Annotated in this window: 22 protein-coding genes; 16 read left to right on the top strand and 6 right to left on the bottom strand. The window is 61.0% G+C overall.

Annotated features, from left to right (window positions below; translation table 11 throughout):
- The first annotated feature begins 124 nt into the window (after window positions 1-124).
- The 4 genes from KHO31_RS13700 (at window position 125) to KHO31_RS13685 (ending at window position 3,536) form a co-directional block, all read left to right on the top strand.
- Window positions 125-763: a MarR family winged helix-turn-helix transcriptional regulator gene (locus KHO31_RS13700; RefSeq protein WP_201071575.1), complete on the top strand. Its 639-nt coding sequence runs from the start codon at window positions 125-127 to the stop codon at window positions 761-763.
- 128 nt (window positions 764-891) lie between these two features.
- Window positions 892-1,605, top strand: a complete 714-nt coding sequence (locus KHO31_RS13695; protein WP_201085779.1) for a glutamine amidotransferase — start codon at window positions 892-894, stop codon at window positions 1,603-1,605.
- A gap of 73 nt (window positions 1,606-1,678) precedes the next feature.
- Window positions 1,679-2,791 carry an NADH:flavin oxidoreductase/NADH oxidase gene (locus KHO31_RS13690; protein ID WP_201071571.1) on the top strand — a complete coding sequence of 371 codons (1,113 nt, stop codon included), beginning with the start codon at window positions 1,679-1,681 and terminating at the stop codon, window positions 2,789-2,791.
- Window positions 2,792-3,011: 220 nt separating this feature from the next.
- Window positions 3,012-3,536 (top strand): SET domain-containing protein, encoded by a 525-nt coding sequence (locus KHO31_RS13685; protein ID WP_201071569.1) that lies wholly within the window; start codon window positions 3,012-3,014, stop codon window positions 3,534-3,536.
- Window positions 3,537-3,608: 72 nt separating this feature from the next.
- Here the strand turns inward: KHO31_RS13685 and KHO31_RS13680 are convergent, their stop codons facing one another.
- Window positions 3,609-5,111, bottom strand: a complete 1,503-nt coding sequence (locus tag KHO31_RS13680; RefSeq protein WP_201071556.1) for a sensor histidine kinase — start codon at window positions 5,109-5,111, stop codon at window positions 3,609-3,611.
- A 143-nt stretch (window positions 5,112-5,254) separates the two neighbouring features.
- On the bottom strand, window positions 5,255-5,941 hold the full coding sequence (locus KHO31_RS13675; RefSeq protein WP_028197606.1) for a response regulator transcription factor: 687 nt from the start codon (window positions 5,939-5,941) through the stop codon (window positions 5,255-5,257).
- A 162-nt stretch (window positions 5,942-6,103) separates the two neighbouring features.
- On the opposite strand from KHO31_RS13675, the gene KHO31_RS13670 reads away from it, so the two are divergent.
- A complete protein-coding gene (locus KHO31_RS13670; RefSeq protein ID WP_063498128.1) occupies window positions 6,104-6,328 on the top strand; it encodes a DUF3717 domain-containing protein in 225 nt (74 codons plus the stop codon).
- Between the two features lie 94 nt (window positions 6,329-6,422).
- Here KHO31_RS13670 and KHO31_RS13665 read toward each other — a convergent pair whose 3' ends face one another.
- A complete protein-coding gene (locus KHO31_RS13665) occupies window positions 6,423-6,767 on the bottom strand; it encodes a 4a-hydroxytetrahydrobiopterin dehydratase (protein WP_268961903.1) in 345 nt (114 codons plus the stop codon).
- Between the two features lie 49 nt (window positions 6,768-6,816).
- The gene (gene phhA, locus KHO31_RS13660; RefSeq protein WP_236061277.1) at window positions 6,817-7,707 is read right to left on the bottom strand and encodes a phenylalanine 4-monooxygenase; all 891 of its coding nucleotides are present in this window, start codon (window positions 7,705-7,707) and stop codon (window positions 6,817-6,819) included.
- 148 nt (window positions 7,708-7,855) lie between these two features.
- Here phhA and KHO31_RS13655 point away from each other — a divergent pair, with 148 nt between their 5' ends.
- Entirely contained in the window at window positions 7,856-8,347 is a 492-nt protein-coding gene (locus tag KHO31_RS13655) for an Lrp/AsnC family transcriptional regulator (protein WP_054042727.1), read from the top strand.
- A gap of 89 nt (window positions 8,348-8,436) precedes the next feature.
- Here the strand turns inward: KHO31_RS13655 and KHO31_RS13650 are convergent, their stop codons facing one another.
- Window positions 8,437-8,973 carry a class IV adenylate cyclase gene (locus tag KHO31_RS13650; protein WP_201071552.1) on the bottom strand — a complete coding sequence of 179 codons (537 nt, stop codon included), beginning with the start codon at window positions 8,971-8,973 and terminating at the stop codon, window positions 8,437-8,439.
- A gap of 330 nt (window positions 8,974-9,303) precedes the next feature.
- Window positions 9,304-10,203, bottom strand: coding sequence for a LysR family transcriptional regulator (locus KHO31_RS13645; RefSeq protein WP_201071550.1), 900 nt, complete (start codon window positions 10,201-10,203; stop codon window positions 9,304-9,306).
- A 132-nt stretch (window positions 10,204-10,335) separates the two neighbouring features.
- Here KHO31_RS13645 and KHO31_RS13640 point away from each other — a divergent pair, with 132 nt between their 5' ends.
- From KHO31_RS13640 to KHO31_RS13595, 10 genes are all read left to right on the top strand, one after another.
- Window positions 10,336-11,874 carry a CoA-acylating methylmalonate-semialdehyde dehydrogenase gene (locus tag KHO31_RS13640; RefSeq protein WP_201071548.1) on the top strand — a complete coding sequence of 513 codons (1,539 nt, stop codon included), beginning with the start codon at window positions 10,336-10,338 and terminating at the stop codon, window positions 11,872-11,874.
- 786 nt (window positions 11,875-12,660) lie between these two features.
- Window positions 12,661-14,376, top strand: coding sequence for a GMC family oxidoreductase (locus KHO31_RS13635; RefSeq protein WP_211623626.1), 1,716 nt, complete (start codon window positions 12,661-12,663; stop codon window positions 14,374-14,376).
- Window positions 14,377-14,742: 366 nt separating this feature from the next.
- Window positions 14,743-15,522, top strand: a complete 780-nt coding sequence (locus KHO31_RS13630) for an ABC transporter ATP-binding protein (RefSeq protein WP_097390772.1) — start codon at window positions 14,743-14,745, stop codon at window positions 15,520-15,522.
- On the top strand, window positions 15,519-16,277 hold the full coding sequence (locus KHO31_RS13625) for an ABC transporter ATP-binding protein (protein WP_201071542.1): 759 nt from the start codon (window positions 15,519-15,521) through the stop codon (window positions 16,275-16,277). Before KHO31_RS13630 ends, KHO31_RS13625 begins: the two co-directional genes overlap by 4 nt.
- Window positions 16,278-16,330: 53 nt before the next feature.
- Window positions 16,331-17,545 carry an ABC transporter substrate-binding protein gene (locus KHO31_RS13620; RefSeq protein ID WP_201071539.1) on the top strand — a complete coding sequence of 405 codons (1,215 nt, stop codon included), beginning with the start codon at window positions 16,331-16,333 and terminating at the stop codon, window positions 17,543-17,545.
- Between the two features lie 196 nt (window positions 17,546-17,741).
- On the top strand, window positions 17,742-18,626 hold the full coding sequence (locus tag KHO31_RS13615; protein WP_201071537.1) for a branched-chain amino acid ABC transporter permease: 885 nt from the start codon (window positions 17,742-17,744) through the stop codon (window positions 18,624-18,626).
- Window positions 18,626-19,597 (top strand): branched-chain amino acid ABC transporter permease, encoded by a 972-nt coding sequence (locus KHO31_RS13610; RefSeq protein WP_201072414.1) that lies wholly within the window; start codon window positions 18,626-18,628, stop codon window positions 19,595-19,597. The genes KHO31_RS13615 and KHO31_RS13610 overlap by 1 nt, the downstream gene beginning before the upstream one ends.
- Before the next feature lie 521 nt (window positions 19,598-20,118).
- Window positions 20,119-21,285, top strand: coding sequence for an ABC transporter substrate-binding protein (locus KHO31_RS13605; RefSeq protein ID WP_211623552.1), 1,167 nt, complete (start codon window positions 20,119-20,121; stop codon window positions 21,283-21,285).
- Window positions 21,286-21,692: 407 nt separating this feature from the next.
- Entirely contained in the window at window positions 21,693-22,853 is a 1,161-nt protein-coding gene (locus KHO31_RS13600; protein ID WP_201071533.1) for an ABC transporter substrate-binding protein, read from the top strand.
- A 205-nt stretch (window positions 22,854-23,058) separates the two neighbouring features.
- A complete protein-coding gene (locus tag KHO31_RS13595) occupies window positions 23,059-24,120 on the top strand; it encodes a branched-chain amino acid ABC transporter permease (RefSeq protein ID WP_211623550.1) in 1,062 nt (353 codons plus the stop codon).
- The last annotated feature ends 1 nt before the right edge of the window (window position 24,121 follow it).

The following is a 24,121-nucleotide window of genomic DNA, read 5'->3' as shown; positions in this document are numbered from 1 at the left end:
TTTTTGAGATAGTAGAAACCGTCTCGTCTGCTTTTGGGCGAGGCTACCCCACACAGGCTACGGGTGTGCTTGGCAGAGGTTCTGCCGGCATCGCACGCAAGCTTTAATAAACCAAACGAAGATTATGAGCGAAGGCGTATACGGAGAAAAGGCAACCGGGCGAGTGACCCACAGCCTATTGCGATTGAGCACGGCGATGCGGAGCCAGGCTTGGGAATGGGCGGAGGGCGCAGGCCTTACGCCGACCCAAGGCGAAATTCTGGTCTTGCTGATGCAGCGCAAGGGCCCGATGCGTCTTGGCGAAATCGCCCGTGAAACGGCCCTGACGGCCGCGACCACCAGCGATGCCGTGAGCACGCTCGAGACCAAGGGCTTGGTCGAAAAGCGCCGTGCCCTCGACGACGGTCGCGCCCTCGCGGTCCGTCTGACGGCGCGCGGCCGCACCGCCGCCAAGCGCGCTGCGCAATGGCCGGACTTCTTGGCCAAAGCGGTCGGCACGCTGCGCGACGAAGAGCAGACGCTGTTCTATCGCACGCTGCTCAAGACCATCCACCAGCTGGAAGCGCAGGGCACCATTCCGCCGCACCGCATGTGCCTGAGCTGCACGCACTTCGAGCCGAGCAAGAATCCGAAGAAGACGCCGCATCACTGCGGGCTGCTCGACATGAATATGTCGGACACGGATCTGCGTCTCGATTGCTCGGTGTACGAAGCGGCCGACGTTGCCACCCAGAAGAAGACCTGGAAGATCTTCGCCCAATAAGGCGGCTTCTTCCGGGACAATCCGCTACACTGCCAAGCCGGGTTCCGGCGGGCGGCGATTGCCGTCCGCTGGCCGGTTCGCGCCGTGTAGCGGCAAGTCTTTAGTCAACCTGAAGGTGGGACAGGCTGATGAATCGCGAAGTTCTGGCCATTCGCCACGTGCACTTCGAGGATCTGGGCAGTCTTGAGCTGGAGCTCGGCGAACGTGGTCGCCCGGTGCGCTATCTCGACGTCGGCTTTGCCCGTATCGAAGCACCGAACCCGGTTGCCGCATCGCTCATGGTCGTACTCGGCGGCCCGATCAGTGCAACCGACGACGCGCTTTACCCGACGCTCGTACCGTTGCTTTCCATGATCGAAAGGCGGATTGCCGCCGGTTTGCCGACGCTCGGCATCTGCCTCGGCGCGCAATTGATCGCGCGTGCGCTCGGTGCGCGCGTCTATCCCGCAGGCCATACCGAACTCGGCTGGACACCGCTTACGCTCACCGATGCGGGCCGTGTTTCACCGGTGCGTCATCTGGACGGCGCGCACACATCGATGCTGCATTGGCACGGCGACACGTTCGATCTTCCCGACAACGCCACGCGTCTCGCCTCGACGCCTGCGTGCGAAAACCAGGCGTTCGCCTGGGGCGGTCACGTGCTGGGCCTGCAATGTCATCCGGAGATTCGCGCCGACCGGTTCGAGCCCTGGTTGATCGGTAACGCCGGTGAGATTGCCGGCCACGGTATCGATGCGCGTCAGTTGCGGGCCGAGACTGCGCAGTTCGGTCCGACGCTGGAAGCCGCCGCGCGCCGGATGTTCAGCGAGTGGCTCGATCAGGTTGAGCCGAAACCCTGATCTGCGGGCACCTGCAGACAATCATCCGCGGTGCTATGCTCGTTCGCTCTTTGGTATTTACTAGGCGTAATCCATGAGCGCGCTCTTTTCTCCGCTCACGCTGCGTAGCGTGACGCTTCCTAATCGTATCGTCGTCTCTCCGATGTGCCAGTATTCCGCCGAACGTGGCGAGGCGACGGCGTGGCACATGATCCATCTTGGCAGTCTCGCGTTATCCGGCGCCGGCCTGTTGTGCATCGAGGCGACCTCCGTTGAACCGGATGGCCGCATCACGCCGGGCGATCTCGGACTGTGGGACGACGCCACCGAAGCCGCACTTGTGCCCGTTCTCGCCGCAATCCGCAAGCATTCGCCTATTCGCGTCGCGATACAGTTGGCGCATGCGGGGCGCAAGGCGTCGAGTCAGGCACCTTGGGAAGGCGGCCAGCTGATTCCGGTCTCGCAAGGCGGCTGGCTGCCACATGCGCCGTCAGCGTTGCCGCACAAAGCGGGTGAAGAGCCCCCGCTTGCACTCGACACGCCCGCATTGAACCGGATCCGCGAAGCCTTCGCGGCCTCTGCGCGCCGCGCCGCGCGCCTCGGCGTCGACGCACTGGAAGTGCACGCGGCACACGGCTATTTGCTGCATCAGTTCCTGTCGCCGATCGCCAATCAACGCAGCGACGAATATGGCGGTTCGCTCGAGAACCGCATGCGCTTTCCACTCGAGATCTTCGACGTCGTGCGCGCAGCGTTTCCCGCCGACAAACCGGTTGGCGTGCGTGTCTCGGCGACCGACTGGGTCGAAGGCGGCTGGACGCTCGAGGACACGATCGCGTTCGCGCAGGAGTTGAAAAAGCGCGGCTGCGACTGGATCGACGTATCGTCCGGCGGTGTCTCGCCGTTGCAGAAGATTCCGCTTGAGCCGGGCTACCAGATCCCGTTCGCGAGAGCCGTCAAACAGGCGACGGGCCTCACTACCATCGGCGTGGGCCTGATTACCGATCCGCTGCATGCTGAACAACTGATCGAAGAGGGCGATGCTGATCTGATCGCGCTGGCTCGCGCGCTGTTGTACAACCCGCGCTGGCCGTGGCATGCCGCGGCGCAACTCGGCGCGACTGTCGTAGCGCCGCCGCAGTACTGGCGTTCACAGCCGCGCGAGCAAAAAGCACTGTTCGGCGACATTTCCTTCGGACAACGGTGAACCTGCCAATGCGCCTTGAGCGCGTACGTCTTATTGATGGTTGAACGAAGCCATCTTGAGCGTGTAGGATGCCGGATGTGGCGCATGAGCGTCACAGGTCGACGCGGCGCTCGCAAGGCGCCGCGTTTGCTATCCGCGTCAGAAAAAGCAGCGCGTTAGACGCGGGCATTTCTGGCGGCTGCCGGATCTTCACCCCCAGTTCTTCACAAGGATTCATTCAATGAGTTCACGCAGGATCGCCGTGCGCCGTTCGGGTGTGCACGGCAAAGGCGTGTTTGCCACCGAGCCGATTGCGGCCGGCGAACGGCTGATCGAATACAAGGGTGAGCGGATCTCCTGGAAGGAAGCATTGCGCCGTCATCCGCATAATCCGGACGAACCGAATCACACGTTCTACTTCGCGCTCGATAGCGGCAAGGTGATCGACGGTAAAGTGGACGGCAACAGCGCGCGCTGGATCAACCATTCATGCGCGCCGAACTGCGAAGCCGAAGAGATCGACGGTCACGTGTACGTGCATGCATTGCGCGACATCGCTGAAGGTGAGGAGATCTTTTACGACTACGGTCTCGTCATCGACGCGCGCCAGACCAAGAAGCTCAAGAAGGAATACGAATGCCGTTGCGGCGCTCGTAAGTGCCGCGGCACGATGCTGGCACCGGCCGAGAAAGAAAAGGGCGCTTCCAAGTCCGACAAATTGGCCAGCAAAGTGAAGACGTCGGCGAAAAAAACGAAGAAGAAATGAAACGCGGGTTGCCTGAGTTGAACGTAAGTGAACTCAAGGCAGCCCGCGGCAGGACTTCGAACCACTGCAGAGTCAGATATCGATCGGCGCCGAGTGCGCCGATTTTTTTGCCGGGCGCCGCGCCTCGGGATCGACGTCGCGTTGAACGCTGGCCGCTATCAGCGGAATACGCACGATGAAGCGCGCACCGCCTTCCGGCGCATCCTCGTAATGCACGCTGCCGTGATGCAGCACCATGATGTCGTGGACAATCGCGAGACCGAGACCGGCACCGCTATCCACGCCGGCCTCACTCTGACCGTCGCCACGGAAGAACCGTTTGAACAGATCGGCTTGCTGCGTAAGCGGCACACCTGGCCCATTGTCTTCGACGGCGATCTCGGCCATGCGCCGATCGTCTATCACCGTTTGCGAGACCGTCACGGTAATGCGACCGCCATCGAAGCGCGATGGCGGCACGTACTTGAGCGCGTTATCCAGCAGATTGGCGATGACTTCGTGCAGCAGCACCGGATTGCCGCGCGCCATTAACGGGTGATCGTTGGCAGGATCGTCGAGGCGCTGGAAGCCCAGGTCGACGTGGAAAGTCAACGCACGAGGCACCCATTCCGCACCGGTATCGAAAGCGAGCGCGGCCATATCCACGTTGACGAAACGTGCCGCCTGTTCGCCCGGCTCCGCGCGCGCCAGCGAAAGCAACTGATTCGACAGCCGCACGGCGCGATCGGCCGCAGCGCGCAGTTCACGGACCGCGGCAAGCGTCTGCTGCGGGTCGCGTGCGACCGCGGCCTGTTCCGCATGCAGCTTGACAGCGGTGAGTGGCGTGCGCAGCTGATGCGCGGCGTCGGCGATAAATTTGCGCTGGCCGTCGAGGGCGGTTTTCAGACGATCGAGCAGCGCGTTCAACGCGCCGGTGAGCGGCCGGATCTCGACTGGAACATAGGTCTCGTCCACCGGTTCGAGCGATGTGTGGGTTTGCCGATTCAACGAATCCGCGAGGTCGGTCAGTGGATTGAGCTGTTGATTGACGACGCGCCACACGATGACCCAGCCCGCCAGCAGTAGCAACAGCAGCGGCATCATGATCGCGACCAGAAACTCGGCAGCGATGCGAAAACGGTGATGCACCGGCTGACCCACTTCGACGACGATCGGATTGCCGGTGGGCTGGTCGACGCGTACTTGCGCCACGCGCACCGTCACACCGTCGTGCTGTGTTTCGAATACGTACGCGTAATGCATACGTCGCACGCTAGTGCCCTGCAGCGGCAGATTGTGGTCGCCGGCGATTTCGGTGTCGCCGTTGCTGATCCGATAGACGAGTTGTTCGACCGGATCGGAGAACATGGCCTGCGCGAGCGGCGGCACCGTCACCTTGGCGTCGGGGCCGGCAATCTGGATCTGTTTGGAGATCGCGGTGGCGAGATCGGCGAGCGAGCGGTCGACCACGTGCTGCGTGTACTGCCACGCCAGCCAGTAAGCGATCAGGCCGCTCATCAGTGCGAGCAGCGAAAGGGGAGCAGCGAGGCGCCGCAGCAGCGTGCGGCGCAGACTATTGGCGGCCGGCTGGGGCATGATCGAACGCGCGGGAAAGAGGCAACGGCGAAAAGCACCGTGGCGCCGTGAAAATTCGCCGGATGCCGGCGATTTACGCACCGTGTGCGCGGCGCCGGCCCGGCGCTGTCAGGCCGCAACACAGATCGCGGCCCTTGCGACGATTATGCGGCCTGGCGGATTTCCTGCAACAGGTAACCGAAGCCGCGCACCGTGACGATTTCGACACGGCAGTTCTCGAGCTTTTTACGCACCCGGTGCACATAGACTTCAATCGCGGTATCGCCGAGATCGCCGCCGAAGTGCGTCAGATGGTCTTGCAACTGAGCCTTGCTAACCACGCGGCCGTGGCGCAGCAGCAGCATTTCGAGCACCGCGAATTCGCGCGGCGACAGTTCGAGCGGCTTGTCGTCGTTGAAAATACGGCGATCGACGCCCGACAGGCGCACACCGCCCAGCGAGACTTCCGGACGCGGCATATCGCCGTGCGGGCCACTGCGGCGCATGACCGCACGAATGCGCGCTTCGAGTTCGGTGGGTTCGAACGGCTTCAGCATGTAGTCGTCCGCGCCGGAATTCAGACCTTGCACGCGGTCGTTCAACTCGTCGCGCGCGGTGAGGATGATCACCGGCGTGTGACGATTGCTCTGACGGAAGCGCGCGAGCAGTGTCATACCGTCGATACCGGGCAGGCCCAGATCGAGGATCACCAGTTCGTGGCGGTTTTGGGTGAGGGCCTGTTCGGCGAAAATGCCGTCATGGACCATGTCGACGGTGAAGCCGGCTTGTTCGAGACTGCTTTGGATGCCGCGTGCGATGGGGCGGTCATCTTCGATCAGAAGGAGTCGCATGGATTTCGCTCAAGTACAATGGGTTTAGGCGTCTGGGCAAGCGGTTCGCCGGGGCGCCTGCTGCACAGGCAGCGTGCGGCATGGCCATGCCGAACTGGCACGAAGTGACCACGAAGCAGCTATCGAGCAGCGTTAATGCGGCCAACGAGCGATCACGAAGTCATGTCCGAGATAACGATTCACGAACTGGAAGCCGCGATCAACTTCTGGCGCGCCCGCTCACCTTCGAGCGGCGACGAACTCGTTCTGTGCAAGGAGGCAAGCGCGCTCTCCAAGCCGTATGCGCTGATGATTGTACAGCGTCAGCAGACGCTATCGCCGGATCGTTTGGACGGGATTGCAAGGCTTGCGTGGGATTCTTACGTGCGCCTTAATAATAGCCTGTAGAACTGAAGGTTTGGGCGTCGAATTGCCTGCAATGTCCTTTCATTTCCGTCAAATCATTCGATTCGGGGTGCATTAGTGCACCTGAGCGCTTGTATTACACTGTAATAGTGTCGATAAATCGTGCCAATTTGATGTCCCGCTCGGTCAAACCATTGGCTTCGTGCGTCGACAGCGTGATCTCCACCTTGTTGTACACGTTGAACCATTCCGGGTGGTGGTCCATCTCCTGAGCCTTGATCGCCACGCGCGTCATGAAGCCGAATGCTTCGTTGAAGTCGGCGAATTTGAAATGGCGCTGGATCGCGTCGCGTCCCGCCACGGCTTGCCAGCCGTGCAGTTCCGCGACCTGCGTTGCGCGTTCTTCGGAAGTCAGTTTGTTAATCATGGTGCTACCTCGTTGATCTGAACAGGCGCGCCGGTGGGCGTGCGCATCCGCTATTTTTTCACGGATGCCATTAGCCTGCTGTCGGCCTGTTCAGCTTGGGTCGTCAGATATCGCCGTCGGTTTGCCAGCCTTCCTGCGTGCCGCGCGTGATGACGCGATCGCGCTTGAGCACGTCGCCTGCCGCGAACGCCGGCTCTGCGGCCAGCTTCGCCAGTAGCGGCGCGAAGTCGGTTTGCGTGACGCCGAACAATTGTGTGAAGTCGTCGATCACGAAGTAGGTTTTCTGGAACGTGTCGATGCGGTAGCGCGTGCGCATCACCCGTTCGAGATCGAAGCCGAGCCGGTTCGGTGCCGCGCTCTGCTGGCTGTAGAGCGTCTCGCCTTTGCTCGAGACGATGCCTGCACCGTAGATCTTCACGCCGTTCGGACTCGCCGCGTCGCGGATCAGGCCGAACTCGACTGTGTACCAATAGAGCCGCGCGAGCAGTGGCAGCGCGCCGGCATCATTAGCGGCGAGCGCGGCGCGGCCATACGCGTGCATGTAGTTTGCAAACACCGGATTGATTAGCAGCGGCACGTGGCCGAACAGATCGTGAAAACAGTCCGGCTCCTGCAGATAATCGAGCTGGTCGGGGCGGCGCATCCACCATGTCACGGGAAAGCGGCGGTTCGCCAGATGTTCGAAGAACACCTGGTCGGGCACGAGTCCGGGCACGGCGACGATTTGCCAACCCGTTGCGGGCGTTAGTTTTGCGTTGATTTCGTCGAAGAAGGGCACCCGGTCGGGCGGCATGCCGATACAGTCGACGCCTGCCAGAAACTCATCGCACACACGACCCTTGAGCAGCGCGGTCTGGCGTGCATAAAGCTGTTGCCATACAGCGTGGTCGACTGCGCCGTATCGTTCGGTTGGCTGGTCGATGGTGAAATCGGCGCGGGTTTCGAGACCGGCATCGAATTGCTCTTTGAGTTTGGCGGTGTTGGCTGTGGACATATTGCTGCGCGCTCTACGGTGACTGCGGGTTGAAACGGTGATGCAAGTGTAGAGCGGCAGACGTGCGGAAAGGGCGCAATGACAGCGCTATGGTGCTTTGATATGCAATAATCGTGCATTAATCACGGTCTAAATGCGGATATCGATCATGTTAGAACTCGATCACTTCGATCTCGCGCTGCTGGACGTTCTACAGCGCTTTGGCCGGGCCACCCATCAGCAATTGGCTGAGCAGGTACCGCTGTCGCCGTCGCAGATCGGGCGGCGCTTGCAGCGGTTGGAGCAGGTCGGTGTGGTGGACGGTTATCGCGTCGTGCTGCGTCCGGAAAAACTCGGGCTCGGCGTGACGGCTTTTACGAGCCTGAAGTTGAAGCATCACGGCGACTCGATCATCGAGCAATTCCAGCAGCAGATCGAGGTGCTACCGGAAGTTCTGGAATGCCACGCGGTGGTCGGCGACGCCGATTATCTGCTGCGCATCGTGGCCCCCGATCTGAATTACCTCTCGACGTTCGTGATGAAGAAGTTGATGCGTGTGCCGGGCGTCGACAGCGTGCGCTCCAATATCGTGTTGACCACGTTCAAGCGCAATGGACCGTTGCCGCTCGGCCATCTGTCGCCGGGGGCCGCCGCCGCTTGATGCGGCAGCTTCCCGCCTTTCTGGCGTTTTGGGTCTTTGGGGGCCGCTGTTCCCGGATTGATTCTGCCGCGACCCGCGATGCATCAGTTTTACGCAGCTTGCTTCGGTTCGCTGTCCGGGTTCAGCAAATCGACGTAGGCCACCGCCACCAGGTCCGATTCCGGCACGCCGAGGGTCGCGAACATCGCGTGCGCTTCGGCGTGGCCGCCTTCTTCGTCGTCCTCTTGAGCCAGCAGGACTTCGAGCTCGATGAAGTCGCCGAGACCATCGACGCGGTCCAGATGAATCCGCGTACGGCCCGTCAGATAAACGTGACGTTCCTTCGTCACGATGCCGCGCGTGGTCAGTGCCGTGGCGAGCAACGCGTGCATCGCTTCAGGGTTGGTCACCGGGCTACGCGTGTAATACGACGCCTTCGGGCCGTCGCGGTCGTCGCGCTGATAGAAGATCAGTTCGGCCGGCGTGCCGTCGTCGAACTGGCGCAGCTTCAGGCGCCCGCGCGGCACATCGTAGAAAAAGTCCTGCTGGCGGAAGATCAGCGGCGCGTCCGGCGCGAGCTTCGCGGCGCGTTCGCGCAGTTGCTCGAAATGCTGGGCGCGGGCTTTGATTTCAATGTTGCGTGCCATGTCAGGCTCCTGTCGAAGGATGGAGTGGTCGGCGGCTTCCGGTGTTGCCGGGGCGAAGCTGCCGGGAAGGACAAAATCAGGCGGAACAAAACGATGCGGAGCCGGCGCGTGAGCGCGAACCCCCAATCTAACAAAAAGCGCGTGACGGTGTCGTTTCAGATGCCGGGGCCGACGAGAATGGCCTGCCAATGTGAGCAGCACGTACGACCGCCAGGGGCGGTCAGCACGGACGAGCCTGTGGGCCAGACCAGCGGCCGCACGGTGAGCGGCTGTCATGAGAGTGGCTCATATCGCTTCGGTTGTGCACTCAGACCGGCCCTCATGCCGCGGTCATACCGCCCACTGCTGCTCGATCAACTTCAATGCTGCGGCAATCACCGGTTCGTCTTTGCGCTCCGCTAGCGTAATAAAGCTGAGCTGGGTCGGCACGGTGACACCTTCTACGATGGTCAACGCGTGCGCGTGAGCTTCGGCGATCGCCGTGGCATCACGCGCGAGCGTAAGACCGACACCTGATTTGACCAGATCGAGCATCGACGGCTCCTGGTCCACTTCCGCTACCTTAACCGGTTTTACGCCGGCTTCACCAAAGCAGCGCGACAACAATCTATTGTGCGCAGATGCGGGCGGCGTCCAGATCCAGGGCAGTGCGGCGAGCGAACGCCAGTCGCGCGCGCCTTTCACGCGGTCTTTCCAGCCGGCCGGCGCCAGCACGCGGTACTGGAAGTGGGTGAGCGTGACGGCGTGGAAGGCGGCGACGTCACGCGTATCGTCGTCGGACGGCAAGCCGATGTAGTAGCCGACATCCAACTCGCCCGCGCGCACCTGCTCCAGCACCCAGCCCGACATGCCGTGGCGCAGCGCCGTTTCGATGTGCGGCCAGGTTTCCACCAGTTGCTTGAGAAATCCGCCGAGGCGCAGAAAAGCCGGGTCGAGAATCGTGCCGATCCGCAAGCGACCGCGCACTTCGTGGCGCAGCGCCGCCGCCGCGCGCTGCACGTCGCTCGCGGCGCCCAGCGCGCGTTCCGCATGGGGCAACAGGGCCTGGCCGTCGCGTGTCAGCGAAAGCCCGTGCGACGTCCGCGTGAACAGCGTCACGCCGAGCGTCTCCTGCAAGTGCTTGATTTGCAGGCTGACGGCAGGTTGGGTCAGGTGAAGGTGGACCGCGGCACGCGTGAGATTGCCCTCGCGTGCGACGGTAACGAACGCCCGTAGCAGAGTCAGATCCATATCCTGATATTAGCTCGGCTTATAGCGCTGTTGAGCATTACTCATTGGATTTGTCGCCCCGAAGCGCCGTACGCTTGCGTTCATCACGCCGTTTGCGGTGGCGGAAGACATTCACAGAAAGAGGACACGAAGATGAGCGAGACATATCAGGACGATGCTGTCCGGAGCGAGACGAGTGCACGCGCGCTAACCCATTTCATCAATGGCAAGAAAGTCGAGGGCACGAGCGGCCGCTTTGGTGACGTCTTCAATCCTGCGCTTGGCAGCGTGAGCGCCCGCGTGCCGCTGGCGAGCGTCGCTGAAGTCGACGCGGCGGTCGCCGCCGCCGGTGCTGCGTTTCCGGCATGGAGCGAAACCGCGCCGATCAAGCGGGCGCGCGTGCTGTTCAAGTTCAAGGAATTGCTCGACCGTCACCATGACGAACTGGCGGAGTTGATCACCCGCGAGCACGGCAAGGTGTTTTCGGATGCGAAGGGCGAGGTGATGCGCGGCATTGAGATCGTCGAGTTCGCGTGCGGCATTCCGAATTTGCTGAAGACCGACTTTACCGACCAGATTGGCGGCGGCATCGACAACTGGAATTTGCGTCAACCGCTGGGTGTGGTGGCCGGCATTACGCCGTTCAATTTCCCGATGATGGTGCCGTGCTGGATGTTCCCGGTGGCGATTGCCTGCGGCAACACGTTCGTGCTGAAGCCGTCGGAGCGTGATCCGTCTGTCTCGAACCGATTGGCTGAACTGCTGAAAGAAGCGGGTTTGCCGGATGGCGTGTTCAATGTCGTGCATGGCGACAAGGTGGCGGTTGATGCATTGCTTGTGCATCCCGAGGTGAGCGCGTTGTCGTTTGTCGGTTCGACGCCGATTGCCGAGTACATCTATACGGAAGGCACCAAGCACGGCAAGCGCGTGCAGGCTTTGGGCGGTGCGAAGAACCACCTCGTGGTGATGCCGGACGCGGACCTCGATCAGGCTGTCGATGCGTTGATCGGCGCTGCCTATGGTTCCGCGGGCGAGCGGTGCATGGCGATTTCGGTGGCGGTTGCGGTGGGGCATATTGCCGATGAATTGATCGAGCGACTGACACCGCGGGTGAAGAGCCTGAAGATTCTCAACGGGATGGAATCGGAAGCCGAGATGGGGCCGTTGGTGACGGCGGCGCATCGCGAGAAAGTGACGGGTTATATCGATGCCGGCGTTGCGGCTGGTGCGAAGCTGGTTGTCGATGGGCGCGGCCATCAGGTGGCTGGGCATGAGAAGGGGTTCTTTCTCGGTGGCACTTTGTTCGACGACGTCTCGACCGAGATGAAGATTTATCGCGAAGAGATTTTTGGTCCGGTGCTGTGTGTCGTGCGGGTGCCGGATTTTGCTTCTGCTGTCGGGCTGATTAACGCTAACGAGTTTGCTAATGGGGTGTCGTTGTTTACCTCCGACGGTGGGGTGGCTCGGGCTTTTTCGCGGCAGATCCAGATTGGGATGGTTGGCATTAATGTGCCGATTCCTGTGCCTATGGCCTGGCATTCTTTTGGTGGGTGGAAGAGGTCTCTTTTTGGTGATCACCATGCCTATGGGGAGGAGGGTGTTCGGTTTTATACGCGGTATAAGAGCATCATGCAGCGGTGGCCGGATAGCATCGCCAAGGGGGCTGAGTTCACTATGCCTGTGGCGAAATAGGGTTTTTTTTGCCTGCGGGGCGCTTTGGGGTTGTTTGCCTACGGCGTTGGCCTTTCCTTGATTTGTTAATGGTCTATTAGCGTTGCCCCTGTGCGGGGCGGCACTTACTTTCTTTGCCGCCGCAAAGAAAGATAAGCAAAGAAAGCGGCTCAACCCGCCAGCTCATAAGCGGGTCCCTTGGCTTGGAGGAGGCAGTGGTGCATCTGGAATCCGAGCCCTCGCGCCTTCAGCGTGAGTGACAAAGGATTCATCAGCTCCCACTCCGCACTACGTGCGTCGCGGATGGGTCTGCCAGGGAGACCTGGGGCTTTGGTTGGGTGTGGTGGGGCCATCGGCTTCGCCTCGGCGAGGCGCCTGATCGCTTGGTGGTACGTTGCGCAAGCGGATGCAGTTGACAGCGAGCAAGTGTGGGTACGGGGTGCTGAGTGAAGCATCGGGCAGCTGACATACGTGAACGGAGTGGGCGCCAAGTGAACCAACGTTTTTATGAAGTGCTGTTCGGCGCGCGCAGCGTCGCCGGAAGAATGATTGCCTTGTCACCAGAGCTGAATTTGCGAGAACACAGATTCCAGATGCTCCACTACCGCGACTGCGCGGGGGACCCGCATAAGAATTGGCGGGTTGAGCCGCTTTCTTTGCTTATCTTTCTTTGCGGCGGCAAAGAAAGTAAGTGCCGCCCCGCACAGGGGCAACACTAATAGACCACTAAGAAAACAAGGAAAGGCCAACACCGTAAGCGCACAGAAAAAACCGCCGAGCAGGCAAAAAAGCTTAGGAGACGAAACAATGAGCAACACCGAAAAAACGCCACTGGCGCCCCCCCGCCTGGAAGGCGAATTCGACTACATCATAGTCGGCGCCGGCACGGCAGGCTGCGTCCTGGCCAACCGCCTGACCGAAGATCCAGAAACACAAGTCCTACTGTTAGAAGCCGGCGGCAAAGACGACTACCACTGGATCCACGTGCCTGTAGGCTATCTCTACTGCATTGGCAATCCCCGTACGGATTGGCTTTACAAAACCCAATCAGAACCCGGCCTGAACGGCCGCTCCCTCTCATACCCACGGGGCAGAGTATTAGGCGGCAGCTCATCAATCAACGGCATGATCTACATGCGCGGCCAGCGCGAGGACTATGATGAATGGGCCCGCGTCACCAACGACGCCTCCTGGTCCTGGAACTCGGTCCTGCCCATCTTCAAACGCAGCGAAGATCATCACGCCGGCGCGTCCGAATCGCATGGCGCAGGCGGCCCATGGCGCGTCGAAAAGCAGCGCCTGAAATGGAAGATCCTCGAAGAGTTTTCACAAGCCGCACAACAAGCCGGCATACCCGCCACCGACGACTTCAACCGCGGCGACAACACCGGCGTTGGCTACTTCGACGTCAATCAGAAACGCGGTATCCGTTGGAACGCGTCGAAAGCATTCTTGCGTCCAGCGCTCAAGCGCCCGAATCTCACCGTCATCACCGGTGCGCACACCCAGCGCGTCGTGTTCGAAGGACGCCGCTGCACCGGTGTCGAGTATCGCGGCGATAACACCGACTATCTCGCCAAAGCCCGTTGCGAAGTGATCCTCAGTTCGGGCGCAGTCAACTCGCCGCAATTGCTCGAACTGTCCGGCATCGGCAACGGCACACGGTTGCAAAATCTCGGCATCGAGGTCGTGAAGGATCTGCCCGGCGTTGGCGAAAATCTGCAGGACCATCTGCAATTGCGCATGGCCTACAAAGTAGACGGCGTGCGCACGCTCAATACTGCCTCCGCCCATTGGTGGGGCAAGCTGATGATTGGCATGCAGTACGCACTCTTTCAAAGTGGTCCCATGTCGATGTCGCCGTCGCAACTCGGCGCCTTCGCCAAATCGGATCCGGATGATCGCTCACTCACTCGCCCAGACCTCGAGTATCACGTGCAACCGCTCTCGCTCGACCGCTTCGGTGAGCCGCTGCATCGTTTCAATGCGTTCACGGCGTCGGTGTGTCAGTTGCGCCCGACCTCGCGCGGCAGCATTCACATCGATTCGACCGATGCCTCGGCGCCACCGTTGATCGCGCCGAATTATCTGTCGACGGACTACGACCGGCACGTCGCGGCCAACGCACTGCGTCTCACGCGCCGTATTGCCGCAGCGCCCGCGCTCGCGCGCTATCGGCCGCAAGAGATTCTGCCCGGGGTTCAGTACCAGACCGAAGAAGAACTTCAGCAGGCCGCAGGCGCGGTCGGCACCACCATCTTTCATCCGGTGGGCACCTGCCGAATGGGTGCCGTCGACGATCCCGGCGCGGTAGTCGACAACCGCCTACGAGTTATCGGAGTTGACGGTCTGCGCGTCGTCGATGCTTCCGTCATGCCGTCCATCACCTCGGGCAACACCAATTCGCCGACGCTGATGATCGCTGAACGCGCCAGCGACATGATCCGTGAAGACCGCCGCGCACGCCTGGCCGGCAGCGTTCTGGTCCAGACGAGCGCTGCGTCGTCCATGTCCGCCGTGTGACACACCGTATGACAGTGGAAGCCGAGGCTGCGACGCGTGCCTCGGACTTCCCCCTGGCGTGCCTTGAGCAGGGTCGAAGCACTGTTCGACCATCCTCATGCACGCCCCCGAGCAAGGTGCGGATGCCGTTTGAGCATGCGGCGAGCCTGCCTCAGGCAGTTGTCATCCACTAAGTGCAAATCCCGATGAATGCGCTGCATCATTGGCGCGACAATGGCAGCCATGCTGCGTGCCGCCCCATGGACTACCGTCCGGATTGGTGCAGCACGCCAACGAGCGGCACGGGGGTGCCGCCGTCACACAAAGTCGCGCAGCCGTTTGCGCGAAAGATCGTAATGCTTCGCCTTACTCCGTATGGAAGGGAACATGATTCTCGGCGATACGATTCTCGAAACGCGCGGCCTCACCCGCGAGTTCAAAGGCTTCATCGCCGTGAACGGTGTGAACCTGCGCGTGCGCCGTGGCTCGATCCATGCGCTGATCGGCCCTAATGGGGCAGGCAAGACCACCTGCTTCAATCTGCTCACCAAATTCCTCGAGCCGACGGCGGGCCAGATCGTCTTTAACGGTATCGACATCACCAACGAACGGCCGGCGCAAATCGCGCGGCGCGGCATCATCCGCTCGTTTCAGATCTCTGCTGTATTTCCGCATCTGACAGCATTGCAGAATGTGCGTATCGGTTTGCAGCGCGTGCTCGGCACAGCATTTCATTTCTGGAAGAGCGAACGCACGCTGCGTCAGCTTGACGACCGCGCGATGGATTTGCTTACCCAGGTGGGCTTGACCGATTTCGCCGATGTTTTGACCGTCGAGCTTTCATACGGCCGCAAACGCGCGCTGGAAATTGCCACCACGCTCGCCATGGAGCCGGAGCTGATGCTGCTCGACGAACCGACGCAAGGCATGGGCCATGAAGACGTCGATCGCGTTACCGCGTTGATCAAAAAAGTATCGAGCGGACGCACGATTCTGATGGTCGAGCACAACATGAACGTGATCGCCGGCATCTCCGACACCATTACCGTGCTGCAACGGGGTGAAGTGCTCGCCGAAGGCAGCTACGCCGAGGTGTCGAAAAATCCGCTCGTGATGCAAGCCTATATGGGCAGCGCCGATGCGGCGCTCGCCGGAGCCCACGCATGAATACGATTGCCGAGCGTGAAAGCCTCGAAGTGAGCGGTACGGCTGGCGGTGCCCCCGCGCTGGAGATCGCGGGTTTGCAGGCATGGTACGGGGAGTCCCATATCCTGCATGGCGTCGATTTGACGGTAAACCGCGGCGAAGTCGTCACGCTGTTGGGCCGTAACGGCGCGGGGCGCACCACCACACTGCGCGCGATCATGGGGCTGACCGGCCGGCGCACCGGTTCGATCCGCATCGGCGGGCGCGAGACCATCAACCTGCCCACCCATCGCATCGCCCATTGCGGCATCGGTTATTGCCCGGAAGAGCGGGGGATTTTTTCGAGCCTCTCGTGTGAGGAAAATCTGCTGTTGCCGCCACCCGTCGGCGACAAGGCGCACATGATGTCGCTCGAAGAAATCTATTCGATGTTTCCGAATCTGCAGGAACGCCGCATGAGCCAAGGCACGCGGCTCTCGGGCGGCGAACAGCAGATGCTGGCCGTCGCGCGGATTCTGCGCACCGGCGCGAGTTTGCTGCTACTCGACGAAATCTCGGAAGGCCTTGCGCCGGTGATCGTGCAGGCGCTCGCCCGCATGATCATGACGCTCAAGGCGCGCGGCTACACCGTCGTGATGGTCGAACAGAATTTCCGCTTTGCCGCGCCGCTCGCCGATCGCTTCTACGTGATGGAGCACGGCGGCATCGTCGAACACTTCGAATCCAGTGAACTCGAAAGCAAGATGCCGATACTGCACGACCTACTGGGCGTATAAAAAAGCGTCCGATTGCCTCTGATAACCACAAGCGAAGAATCAAGGAGACAGGAATGAAAAAGAACCCACTCGCGCGACTTGCCACACTGTGTTTTGCGGTTGCCGCCGGCGCCGCGTTGACGATGGGCAGCGCGCAGGCCGCTGACGATGCCGTGAAGATCGGCTTCATCACCGACATGTCGGGTCTGTATGCGGATATTGACGGCCAGGGCGGTCTCGAGGCGATCCGCATGGCCGTGGCCGACTTCGGCGGCAAGGTCAATGGCAAGCCGATCTCGGTGGTTTATGCCGATCACCAGAACAAGGCGGACATCGCTGCGTCGCGGGCGCGCGAATGGTTCGATCGCGACGGCGTCGATCTGCTGATCGGCGGCACGAATTCGGCAACCGGGCTGTCGATGAATACGGTGGCCGGTGAGAAGCACAAGGTCTATATCAGCATCGGCGCGGGCGCCGACACCCTGACCAACGAGCAATGCACGCCGTACACGATCCACTATGCATACGACACGACGGCGCTCGCCAAGGGCACGGGTTCGGCGGTGACGAAGCAGGGTGGCAAGACGTGGTACTTCCTGACGGCTGACTACGCGTTCGGCAAGGCGCTCGAAAAGAATACGTCGGACGTGGTGAAGGCCAACGGTGGTCAGGTACTGGGCGCCGTGCGTCACCCGCTGTCGGCATCGGACTTCTCGTCGTTCCTGTTGCAGGCGCAAGCGTCGAAGGCGCAAATTCTCGGCCTCGCCAACGCGGGCGGCGACACGATCAACTCGATCAAGGCTGCCAAGGAATTCGGCATCACGAAGACGATGAAACTGGCCGCACTACTGATGTTTATCGACGATGTCCACAGTCTGGGTCTGGAAACGACCCAAGGCCTGGTGCTGACAGACAGTTGGTATTGGAACAAGGACGCCACCACGCGCGCGTGGGCGCGGCGCTACTTCGACAAGATGAAGAAGATGCCGTCGAGCCTGCAGGCCGCCGACTACTCGGCGACCATGACTTACCTGAAGGCCGTGCAGGCGGTCGGTTCGACCGATTCCGACAAGGTGATGGCGCAACTGAAGAAGGCCAAGATCGACGACTTCTACGCGAAGGGCTACATCCGTCAGGACGGCAGCATGATCCACGATATGTACCTGATGCAGGTGAAGACGCCGGCCGAATCCAAAGAGCCGTGGGACTACTACAAGATCACTGCGACGATCCCCGGCGAGCAGGCGTTCACGACCAAGGCTGAAACGCGCTGCGCGTTGTGGAAATAAGGGCAGGCTGATAACCACATGACCGTCTGTCTGCTATACCTGGTGGGCGATGCATAGCGCCTCGATGGTACACAGACTGACGGCGAACCGCTTCACATGCCGTTTGCGATCGTGCGGATGGCTCGCCGGTCGCACGCCGGCTGGATCGTGCGTAAGCGATCTCACCCTGGCGATGGCTTAAGGGATTAAGGCTTCAATGGAAATCTTTGGCGTTCCGCTACCGGCAATGCTGAGCCAGCTGTTGCTGGGGCTCGTGAACGGCTCGTTCTACGCGATTCTGAGCCTGGGCCTTGCGGTGATCTTCGGCTTGCTCAACGTGATCAACTTCGCGCATGGCGCGCTGTTCATGCTCGGCGCGATGCTCGCGTGGATGGGCTTCTCGTATTTCGGTCTGCCGTATTGGGTGATGCTGGTGCTCGCGCCGCTGATCGTCGGCGTGTTCGGCATCCTGATCGAACGCTCGATGCTGCGCTGGCTGTACAAGCTCGATCACCTGTACGGGCTGCTGCTCACCTTCGGACTCACGCTGGTTGTCGAAGGCGTGTTCCGTTCGATCTACGGTTCGTCTGGGCAACCGTACGACGTGCCGTCGGCACTCTCCGGTGCGACCGATCTCGGCTTCATGTTCCTGCCGAACTATCGGGCGTGGGTGGTGGTGGCGTCGCTCACGGTCTGCTTCGCAACGTGGTTTGTGATCGAAAAAACGCGCCTCGGCGCCTATCTGCGCGCGGGCACCGAAAACCCGAAGCTGGTCGAGGCGTTCGGTGTCAACGTGCCGCTGATGATCACGCTCACGTATGGCTTTGGTGTCGCGCTGGCGGCGTTCGCCGGCGTGCTCGCCGCGCCGGTGATTCAGGTCTCGCCGCTAATGGGCCAGCCGATGATCATCACGGTGTTCGCAGTGGTCGTGATCGGCGGCATGGGTTCGATCATGGGCTCGATTCTTACCGGCCTGTTGCTTGGGGTGATCGAAGGGCTGACGCGTGTGTTTTACCCGGAAGCGTCCGCGACCGTCGTCTTCGTGATCATGGCGCTCGTGCTGCTGGTGCGCCCGGCGGGTCTCTTCGGCAAGGAAAAATGATGCAGAGAAAAGTGCTCTACGGTCTGCTGTTGATCGCGCTTCTCGCGGTGCCCGTGCTCGGCATCTATCCGCTATTCGTCATGAAGGTGCTGTGCTTCGCCTTGTTCGCGGCGGCCTTCAATCTGCTGATCGGCTACACCGGCTTGCTCTCGTTCGGTCATGCGATGTTTCTCGCTTCGGCCGGTTACGTCACCGGCTATGCGATGCAGACGCTAGGCTTCTCTCCGGAACTGGGCGTGCTGGCCGGCACCGCTGCGGCAACGCTGCTCGGGCTGGTGGTCGGGCTGTTTGCGATCCGTCGGCAGGGCATCTACTTTGCGATGGTGACGCTGGCGCTCGCGCAAATGGTCTACTTCGTGTTCCTGCAGGCGCCGTTCACGCACGGTGAGGACGGCCTGCAAGGCGTGCCGCGCGGGAAGCTGTTCGGCTTGCTGGATCTCTCGTCGGATGTGACGCTGTATTTTGTGGTGCTGGCGGTGATGGTGCTGGCGTTCCTGCTGATCGTGCGGATCGTGCACTCGCCGTTCGGGCAGGTGCTGGTGGCGATCAAGGAGAACGAGCCGCGCGCCGTATCGCTCGGTTACGACACCGATCGCTTCAAGCTGCTGGCGTTCATTCTGTCTGCGGGGCTCGCTGGTCTGGCGGGCTCTCTCAAGGTGCTGGTGCAAGGCTTCGAGACGCTGAGCGACGCGTACTGGACGATGTCGGGCCTCGTGATCCTGATGACGCTCGTCGGCGGCATGGGCACGCTGTTCGGGCCGCTGCTCGGCGCGGCGCTGATCGTTGCGCTCGAAGACCGTTTGGGCGATATCGGCACGGCGCTCGCTTCGTCGACGGGCGTCGATTGGTTCCGGTCGCTGGGCGAATCCGTGACCATCGTTACTGGCGTGATTTTCATCGCTTGCGTGCTGGCGTTCCGGCGCGGCATTGTCGGTGAGATCGTGGCGAGAGTGAGGCCGTTGCGGGCCTGAAGCGCCGCGTATTTTTAAATTGCTTCGGCATCCGATACAATTCGGCGGTTTTGAAGTCGATCACACTGGATCCTGCTTTGTGCGTTGCGACGGGCTGTACAACCCAAGCCACACAAACGTGCCCCAATTTTGTGCCGCAGTGCACCACTAGGGTAATTGCTAGTTGTAAGCAGTTAGGTGCTCGTTTAATCTTCATGCAGTTCTGATGCACCACGAATTTTGCAGGTGGAGAACGAGGAGACATGAGGCACTAAGTGCCCAGACGAAAGCGCTGTTGGATTGATATCCAACAGCGCTTTTTTTATTTGTGCTTTTCGTTATTCGCCATTCAATTTTTGCACTAATTCGGTGACCCTTTTTTATTCACCGAACCGCTCCCAATTTTGCCTGCCGCAACCCTGCAAAATGCTTGCGGCGCGGCGCTTTCGTCCGCTAAACTCGCTATTCACCGACCGCTGGGTCGGTGATTTAAATCTGCGGATTTAAATTCAAATGAATAACGGGGTAGATAGAGGAGCGGGATGAAGTCGGCATTGCGTTGGATAAGCGCGGCACTAGTCGCCACCGGGGTATCCGCTGCATGGAGCGGATATGCATTCGCGGACGTGAAGATCGGCGTGACGGTGTCGGCAACGGGGCCGGCCGCATCGCTCGGTATTCCGGAAAAGAACACGATTGCACTGCTGCCTAAAGAAGTGGCAGGGCAGAAAATCGACTACGTCGTGCTCGACGACGCCACCGATTCGACCCAGGCCGTCAAGAACGCACGCAAGCTCACCAGCGAAGATCACGTGGACGCGCTGATCGGCTCGACCGTCGTGCCGAACTCGCTGGCCATGATCGACGTCGCTGCTGAAAGCACCACGCCGATGATCTCCATGGCCGCTGCGGCGAGCATCGTGGAACCGATGGATGCGAAGCGCGCATGGGTCTTCAAGACGCCGCAAAACGACATTCTGATGGCCACCGCGATCGCGCAGCACATGGCCAATCACGGCGTGAAGACGGTCGGATTCATCGGCTTTGCCGACGCCTATGGCGAAAGCTGGTTCAAGGAATTCGGCAAGGCGGCCGATCTTGCGAAGATCAAGATCGTCGCGAATGAACGCTTCGCGCGCAACGACGCTTCGGTGACCGGTCAAGTGCTGAAGATCATGTCGCAGAATCCGGATGCGGTGCTGATCGCCGGCGCGGGCACACCGGCCGCGTTGCCACAAAAGACCCTCAAGGAACGTGGCTACAAGGGCAAGTACTATCAGACGCACGGCGTCGCCAATAACGACTTCCTGCGCGTGTGCGGCAAGGATTGCGAAGGCACTTATCTGCCGGCCGGTCCGCTGCTGGTCGCTGACCAACTGCCCGATTCGAACCCGGTGAAGAAGACCTCGCTCGCGTACAAGCATGCTTACGAAGCCGCGTACGGCGCCGGTTCGGTATCGACATTCGGCGGTCACGCATGGGATGCAGGCTTGCTGTTGCAACGCGCGATTCCGTTGGCGCTGAAGAAAGGTCAGCCGGGTACGCCTGCGTTCCGCGAGGCGCTGCGTGCGGCACTGGAAAACACTAAAGATATGCCCGCTTCCCACGGCATCTTCAACATAAGCGCGAACGACCACGCTGGCCTCGACCAGCGGGCGCGCGTGATGGTGGAGATTGTCGGCGGCAAGTGGAAGCTGTCCGGCGACTGAGCGAAGGCGAAGCGATACGGAACCCCATCGAAAAGACGCGTGCAAGTTGACGCGTCTTTTTTATTGTCCGCGCTTGATGGATTGTGGTGCGGGGAGTGCCCTGGATAAGCGAAGGATGAGCGGTCAAGGTGAGGCGAAAGCGGCTGGTTTCAGGACAAACCCGCATTCGGGCGACCGTCTATTGACCGTGGATGATACAGGGCGCAATACTACTAACATGTTAGTGTTTTGTGCATAAGAAATCGTAGCAGTGGTTCGCAGCAGGGGAGTGGCACCAGAGCGGCGACGGCATTGACGCTGAGCAGGGAAAACCATGCTTGGCATGCCTGAGCCCTATAACTAGATTCAGACACCCGGCCCGTGAGCCGGATTACAGATACGCGCTTCAAAGCGTTTGGAGACTTGCAATGAAAAAGACAAAGCAATGGGTACGCACCGGTATCGCGATGGCGTTGATGTGCGGCGCGGGCGCGGCCTTCGCGCAGGTGAAAATCGGCGTCACGCTGTCCACCACGGGTCCTGCCGCATCGCTCGGGATTCCTGAAAAGAACACGATCGCGCTGCTGCCGAAAGAGATCGGCGGCAAGACGGTGCAATACATCATCCTCGACGATGCATCGGATACCGGCAAGGCCGTGCAGAACACGCGCAAGCTGATCGACGAAGACCACGTCGACGCAATCATCGGCTCTACCGTCACGCCGAATTCGCTCGCTATGCTCGACCCCGCAGCGGAAGGTAAGACGCCGGTGATCTCGCTGGCGGCATCGGCTGCGATCATCTCGCCGATGGACGCGAAACGCGCCTGGGCCTTCAAACCGCCCCAAAACGACAGCCTGATGGCTGACGCAATCGCCGACTACATGGAGCGTCACGGCGTGAAGACAGTCGGCTTCATCGGCTTTGCGGATGCGTATGGCGACGGCTGGAACAATGTCTTTACTGCCGCTGCCGCAGCACACCATTTGAAGATCGTTTCCAACGAACGCTTTAACCGCACCGACGCATCGGTCACCGGCCAGGTGCTGAAGACGATGAGCGCGAACCCGGATGCGGTGCTGATCGCGGGCGCAGGTACGCCGTCGGCGCTGCCGGCCAAGACGCTCAAGGAGCGCGGCTATAAGGGCAAGGTCTATCAGACGCACGGCGTCGCCAACAACGACTTCCTGCGCGTGTGCGGCAAGGATTGCGAAGGCGAGTTCCTGCCGGCCGGCCCGATCCTCGTGGCGGACCAACTGCCGGAATCGAATCCGGTGAAGAAGTCGTCGGAGGCCTACAAGGCAGCGTATGAGAAAGCGTATGGCGCGGGTTCGGTGGCGACCTTCGGCGGTCACGCATGGGACGCAGGCCAGATGCTGCAAGCTGCGATTCCGGTCGCGCTGAAGACTGCTCAGCCGGGTACTGAAGCGTTCCGCGAGGCACTGCGCAGCGCGCTTGAGAACATCAAGGAGCTGCCGGTCTCGCACGGCATCATGAACACCACGACGACCGACCACAACGGCCTCGACAAGCGCGCACGCGTGATCGTGCAGATCGTCGACGGCAAGTGGAAGCTGCAGAACGACTAACAACGAAAGCGATACGCGCCTCTCGCGCAACATGCGGCACATGACGCCGCATTGCCATTGTGTTCGATGACAATGGCAACGACCGCCGTGCCGTATTCCGGCGCGGCGGTCGCTTTTTCAGGCATTGCAGGTCGCTGGCCGGCCGCGGATTCTGCCGCCACGACTGCTTCCCGGTTTCGATTTCGACGCTTCAGGACGAGGAAGTATGGATCTATCAATTGCGGCGATCCTCGCGCAGGACGGCATCACCACCGGCGCGATCTATGCGCTGCTCGCGCTTGCACTGGTGCTGGTGTTCTCCGTGACGCGGGTGATTTTTATCCCGCAGGGGGAGTTTGTTTCGTACGGCGCGCTGACGCTCGCCGCACTGCAGACGCAGAAATTTCCAGCGACGTGCTGGCTGCTGATGGCGATGGGCGCGGCATGCTTTGTCGTCGAGATAGCGGGGCTGGCACGGCATGCCGAAAGACGCCGGCATGCGGCTCGCACGCTGGTGATGCTGGTCGGCAAATATCTGCTGTTTCCGATCGCGGTGTACGCGCTCACACAAGGTGTTTTCCTGCATCAGCTGCCGATGCTCGCGCAGATCGCATTGACGCTGCTGATCGTGATTCCGATGGGGCCGTTCGTTTACCGGCTCGCGTATGAGCCGATCGCGGAGGCGACCACGCTGCTGCTGTTGATTGTGGCAGTGGCGGTGCACTTCGCAATGGTCGGCCTCGGGCTCGTGATGTTCGGCGCGGAGGGCTCACGCACCACGGCGTTCTCCGATGCAACCTTCAACCTCGGCACGTTGTCGATTTCCGGGCAAAGCCTGTGGGTGGTCGGCACGGCGGTGGTCCTGATCGGCGGGCTGTACCTGTATTTCGATCGCTCGATTTCCGGCAAGGCTTTGCGTGCGACGTCCGTGAACCGCCTTGGCGCGCGGCTCGTCGGCATCGGCACGACGCAAGCAGGGCGCCTCGCGTTTACGCTCGCTGCGGGCCTCGGTGCGCTGTGCGGCATCCTTGTTGCACCCCTGACCACTATCTACTACGACTCGGGCTTCCTGATGGGTTTGAAGGGCTTCGTGGGGGCGATTATCGGCGGTCTGGTCAGCTATCCGCTGGCGGCCGCGGGTGCGATCCTGGTCGGTCTGCTGGAGTCGTATTCGTCGTTCTGGGCGAGCGCTTATAAGGAAGTGATCGTGTTCACGCTGATCATCCCGGTGCTGCTGTGGCGAAGTCTGGCCAGCCCGCACTCGGAAGAGGAAGAGGAAGAGGAGTGAC

Source organism: Paraburkholderia domus (assembly GCF_905220705.1).
Classification (GTDB): domain Bacteria; phylum Pseudomonadota; class Gammaproteobacteria; order Burkholderiales; family Burkholderiaceae; genus Paraburkholderia; species Paraburkholderia domus.
Note: the sequence above shows the minus strand (reverse complement) of the source record. Positions and strands in the feature narration are given on the sequence as shown.

Coding starts and splice junctions, on each gene's coding strand:
- KHO31_RS13650 (WP_201071552.1), bottom strand. CDS start 8,973: ATGGCACGCAACATTGAAATCAAAGCCCGCGCCCAGCATTTCGAGCAA.
- KHO31_RS13655 (WP_054042727.1), top strand. CDS start 7,856: ATGTTAGAACTCGATCACTTCGATCTCGCGCTGCTGGACGTTCTACAG.
- KHO31_RS13630 (WP_097390772.1), top strand. CDS start 14,743: ATGATTCTCGGCGATACGATTCTCGAAACGCGCGGCCTCACCCGCGAG.
- KHO31_RS13670 (WP_063498128.1), top strand. CDS start 6,104: ATGTCCGAGATAACGATTCACGAACTGGAAGCCGCGATCAACTTCTGG.
- KHO31_RS13695 (WP_201085779.1), top strand. CDS start 892: ATGAATCGCGAAGTTCTGGCCATTCGCCACGTGCACTTCGAGGATCTG.
- KHO31_RS13595 (WP_211623550.1), top strand. CDS start 23,059: ATGGATCTATCAATTGCGGCGATCCTCGCGCAGGACGGCATCACCACC.
- KHO31_RS13620 (WP_201071539.1), top strand. CDS start 16,331: ATGAAAAAGAACCCACTCGCGCGACTTGCCACACTGTGTTTTGCGGTT.
- KHO31_RS13635 (WP_211623626.1), top strand. CDS start 12,661: ATGAGCAACACCGAAAAAACGCCACTGGCGCCCCCCCGCCTGGAAGGC.
- KHO31_RS13645 (WP_201071550.1), bottom strand. CDS start 10,203: ATGGATCTGACTCTGCTACGGGCGTTCGTTACCGTCGCACGCGAGGGC.
- KHO31_RS13675 (WP_028197606.1), bottom strand. CDS start 5,941: ATGCGACTCCTTCTGATCGAAGATGACCGCCCCATCGCACGCGGCATC.
- KHO31_RS13700 (WP_201071575.1), top strand. CDS start 125: ATGAGCGAAGGCGTATACGGAGAAAAGGCAACCGGGCGAGTGACCCAC.
- KHO31_RS13625 (WP_201071542.1), top strand. CDS start 15,519: ATGAATACGATTGCCGAGCGTGAAAGCCTCGAAGTGAGCGGTACGGCT.
- KHO31_RS13680 (WP_201071556.1), bottom strand. CDS start 5,111: ATGCCCCAGCCGGCCGCCAATAGTCTGCGCCGCACGCTGCTGCGGCGC.
- KHO31_RS13600 (WP_201071533.1), top strand. CDS start 21,693: ATGAAAAAGACAAAGCAATGGGTACGCACCGGTATCGCGATGGCGTTG.
- KHO31_RS13640 (WP_201071548.1), top strand. CDS start 10,336: ATGAGCGAGACATATCAGGACGATGCTGTCCGGAGCGAGACGAGTGCA.
- KHO31_RS13615 (WP_201071537.1), top strand. CDS start 17,742: ATGGAAATCTTTGGCGTTCCGCTACCGGCAATGCTGAGCCAGCTGTTG.
- phhA (WP_236061277.1), bottom strand. CDS start 7,707: ATGTCCACAGCCAACACCGCCAAACTCAAAGAGCAATTCGATGCCGGT.
- KHO31_RS13605 (WP_211623552.1), top strand. CDS start 20,119: ATGAAGTCGGCATTGCGTTGGATAAGCGCGGCACTAGTCGCCACCGGG.
- KHO31_RS13685 (WP_201071569.1), top strand. CDS start 3,012: ATGAGTTCACGCAGGATCGCCGTGCGCCGTTCGGGTGTGCACGGCAAA.
- KHO31_RS13610 (WP_201072414.1), top strand. CDS start 18,626: ATGCAGAGAAAAGTGCTCTACGGTCTGCTGTTGATCGCGCTTCTCGCG.
- KHO31_RS13690 (WP_201071571.1), top strand. CDS start 1,679: ATGAGCGCGCTCTTTTCTCCGCTCACGCTGCGTAGCGTGACGCTTCCT.